Annotated in this window: 3 protein-coding genes and 1 pseudogene; 1 reads left to right on the top strand and 3 read right to left on the bottom strand. The window is 34.4% G+C overall.

Annotated features, from left to right (window positions below):
• Positions 1-485 precede the first annotated feature (485 nt).
• Positions 486-1,384, top strand: a pseudogene (locus tag IHO13_RS04670) (Rpn family recombination-promoting nuclease/putative transposase).
• A gap of 383 nt (positions 1,385-1,767) precedes the next feature.
• Here IHO13_RS04670 and IHO13_RS04665 read toward each other — a convergent pair.
• The 3 genes from IHO13_RS04665 to IHO13_RS04655 all read right to left on the bottom strand — a co-directional run.
• Positions 1,768-2,733 carry an RluA family pseudouridine synthase gene (locus IHO13_RS04665; RefSeq protein WP_225538498.1) on the bottom strand — a complete coding sequence of 322 codons (966 nt, stop codon included), beginning with the start codon at positions 2,731-2,733 and terminating at the stop codon, positions 1,768-1,770.
• A gap of 224 nt (positions 2,734-2,957) precedes the next feature.
• Positions 2,958-3,749: a hypothetical protein gene (locus IHO13_RS04660; RefSeq protein WP_225538497.1), complete on the bottom strand. Its 792-nt coding sequence runs from the start codon at positions 3,747-3,749 to the stop codon at positions 2,958-2,960.
• Positions 3,750-3,859: 110 nt separating this feature from the next.
• Positions 3,860-4,080 (bottom strand): hypothetical protein (locus IHO13_RS04655; protein ID WP_225538496.1); only part of this gene is annotated, 221 nt, incomplete at its 5' end.

Below are 4,080 nucleotides of genomic sequence, written 5' to 3'. Positions count from 1 at the left end.
TATTACACAACCCGACAATATTGCTAAGCATCACAAGCTTTGGATAGCCAACCCAGGATAATGAACAAAGTTGCCAAACACAGGATATAGCTTTGACGTAAATTTGCCACTAAAATATGTTGATATTGAGTTTCAAGATCTTTGTAATGTAGAATGTAGGGGGTTAATAAACCTGTTCTCACGGTGGTAGATAACCGTAATTGAGTTTTCGCGCTCGTACTTTTGTTAAGAGATTAGCTTCCCACACCAAAAATAGGTATCTTTGATATCTATTACAGCTGCTAAGCTCATGGTCCGGGGTTTTAAGGCGCTTTATAAAAAGAATATAAAAGGGCGTCTAAAAAGTATCAAGTGCTATTCTAAGGCCGTCTGCATAGGTCATTTTTTTGATCAACACATCCGAGACTTAAAAAGTCAGACACAAAAGGATTGAATATCTGCAAAAAATAGTGTATAATTATTAATACTTTTTAAGTGAATTTCTCATGGTTTTGTCAAAGTTTCTAATCCAAAAAAAATAACTATGCCTTTAGGTGTATCTTTGGTACCGAGAAGAACAAAGACATTTTAATTCATTTTCTCAACGATATTTTAGGCTGCACTGGTGAAAGCTGAAGTAAAAGATGTAACCTCTCAAGTCCTATTCAAGACCCAGAGATTGCTGCTAAAAAAGAGAGTATTGTCGATGTACTCCGTAGAGATTCTACAGGTGCGCAATTTGTTTGCGAGATGCAGGTTGCTAGAACCACTAGCTTCGAAAAACACGCCCAATACTATGCTGCTAAAGCTTATTCAAGCCAAGCTAACATAGGTGCCCGATATCAAGATCTCAAAGGAGTTATCTTTATTGCCATCACTGATTTTGTTCTATTTCCTGATAAACCAGAGTGAAAATCTGATCACGCTACTCTCGATAAGAGAACCTTCGAACATGATCTAGAGGATTTTAACTTTGCTTTTATGGAACTACCGGAATTCCCAAAAACAAAAGAGGATCAATTAGAAGTGTAGTTGAAAAATGGTGCTATTTTTTTTAATATGCAAGTGAAACTAGTGAATAGGATCTGAGAAAAATAGTAGGAAGTGATAAGATTATCGGCAGGGCTTATGATGAGTCGAACCAATACAATTGGAGTGAAGAAGAGCGTTTTACGTATGATCAAGATAAGAAACGTGAAGATGATAATTTATCCTGTTTTAACCAAAAATTTGATGAAGGTGTTAAAGTCGGTATTAAGAAAGGAAAAATCGAAGTGGCAAAAACCTACTTAAAGCTGGTGCATCTATCAACTTGATAGCTGAACCCACTGGTCTTACTCAAGTTGAAATTAAACAACTTCAAGAAGCAACGTCTTACCACTCAAATAAGATTCACTGCCAGTAATTTCCAATATAGCTTAACCTACAAGGGTTGGTATTAGCTACTCTTAAACTGTGACTAACTTTAGCCTAAATGTTGAGAATTTATTAAGTAGAGAAAAAGGCAAAAAAAACTAGTCATTATTTATTTTGAGTATTGGCGTTTTTATATCTTAAACGCTGCAATTTAGCTATTTTTAAACGCAACTAACCTAAATTATAATATTTAAGAAATTTGCCAGACAGAAAAAAAAGACAATAAAACCCCGAAGTAGTTAGTTATTTCTCTTAGTGCAAAAAATTAAACAATAGTACAGCAAATACAAGCCTCCTTATCATTTTACTGTACAAGATTAGAAAGTTAAACAAATAGCCTCATTACTATAATGAGGATGACGGAAAAAGTTGTCAAGTAGTTTTTTTGTTTCTATAATTTGTTATTTCTTCAAACTCATCAATTAAAGTTCTCATGTCTTGTGGTAAATCAGAGCAAAAGTCCATATATTTCTTGCTCTTTGGGTGATATAACCCTAGCTTATAGGCATGTAATGCTTGTCTATTGAAGTTACAGATAAAGTCGGAACTTTTAGCGTATTTTGCACTTTTACTACTATTTTTTCCGTAGACTTGGTCACCAACAATAGAATGTCCCATGTGACTCATATGTACTCGAATTTGATGTGTTCTGCCCGTTTCTAAAACGCACTTGACTAAGCTTACTTGTCCTACAACTTTCTGCACCGAATAATGGGTAATTGCCAGTTTTCCTGTGATTTTCGCTACACACATCATTTCTTTATTGCTACGTTTTGGAGCAATATTAGTTTTTATCGTTCCCTGATTAGAAGGTAATATTCCCCAAACTACTGCTAAATATTCCCGTTTTATCTTGCGATTTGACAGTAATTCAGACAAAAAACTATGGGCTTCTTCATTTTTTGCAATTACCATCAGCCCACTAGTATCTTTATCGAGTCTATGAACAATTCCTGGTCTTACGTGGGTATATGGAATTTTACCAAGGTGAGCAATAACTGCGTTCAAGAGTGTATCATTGTTTGTCCAGGCTCCTGGATGCACTGTTAATCCACTTTGTTTATTGAGAACCATAATGTCCTCATCTTCATAAATAATATCAAGTTTTATGTCGTGATTAGGATTAATTAATGTAGATTCGCTATTGGAAGTAAGAAGTACCACATACTCCTCACCTAGTTTTACCAAGTGATCGTTATTAGTTATAGGCGTGCCGAGTAATTTCACTTGCTCATCTTGTATCAATCTCTGGACTTTGCTGCGTGATATATTGCACTTTTCAGCGATATAGGTATCTAGCCTTAATTTTTCCTCACCACTTTTGATATTTAAGGTCACTGTTGAATGATCTATAGTGGCTTACCCCCGCACCATTTCCCATGCTGCCTGAATATTTTTGTTTACAAAATCAATGTTTGTACTAGGAAGATTACCCTGTTTTTTAATATTGCAAATTGTCTGGGAACCGTCTTTCCAGTGGATTATTATCTTGTTGTCAAGATTCTGCAACTTCGCCTCAACCTTTTTTTCTTTATTATCTTTTTCTCCCAGCTTAAAGGATTCTAATATGCAGTATAAAAATTCACTTGGGCTGCCGCTAATTTTTCTTGCCGTTCATCTGTTTCTTCTTGTTCAGAGAGTTTTTTTTCCAATTTTGTATTTTTCTTTTCAAGCTCTCTCGTTATTTGTTGTAATTTTAACAATTCATTTTTCTCACGTGCTTTTTTCTCTTTATCTTGTTGTTTACCAAGATCGGACTCTGAACTACTGTTAGGTTCATTTGTTAATTGGGTTCGTTTACTTCTTAGCTCTTCTAAGTACTTTTGCAATTCTTGTGTTAATTCTTTTTTTAGGTTTTCTCTTAAATTTTCAATTTGTGTTTCCCAGTCTTGCGCGTTGCAAAAAACTTCTTCACTAACTCTTTCAGAGTAACTACCGGAAACCTCAATAGGCGATCGATTATGTACAAGAGTTGAAAATGTAAAAAACAATCTCCCTATCATTCCAGGTTCCAGCTGATTAAGTTTATTGGTTAACTCACCTCTTATACCTGTAAAAAAGTCAGTTATTGTTTTGCCAGATATGTTTTTTACTTCATTTATATCTTTTGTTACACTTTCTTCTAAATTATATAGTAGAGTTTTAATATCATCTCTGATAGTGGTAAGTACTTTATCAATATTGGCATTTGAAGGATTTAAAAGACACTCTTTAAATGATGTGTTAACTTCTATTAGGTGTTTATCTAATATGCTATAAACATCATTTTTAAAACCAGTTAAAACCCTTTTAAACAACCTAAGTGCTTGTAATTGAAAATCGTTCCTCTCCTTACTTTCAAATTTATTTTCCATTACTGACGCAACGCTACCTTTTCTGCATGGGAGTGGAATATCTATATCATCGAATCTTTTAATGGTATTACGTGCGTTATCTATTCATTATTTCCTAATTTTTCTTAATATTACGCATGCACCAGCAATAGCGATGAACCCACTGCTGCAATGAAAGCCCATTGTCTCCAGCTTTGAATATTGGCAAAGCCAAATTTTACCAATGCCCCAACCACAGTTAGACCACTTAGCACATACGGTACAGTAAGCAGAACAATTTTATTTCTGTTTTCTTGTCTTTTGTTTTCCAACGCTTCTCCATGTTTTTCAGAAATTGGTAAGACTATAAAAA

The sequence above is a fragment of the Wolbachia endosymbiont of Mansonella perstans genome, from assembly GCF_020278605.1.
Lineage (GTDB): Bacteria > Pseudomonadota > Alphaproteobacteria > Rickettsiales > Anaplasmataceae > Wolbachia.
This window is presented reverse-complemented; position numbering and strand designations above follow the sequence as displayed.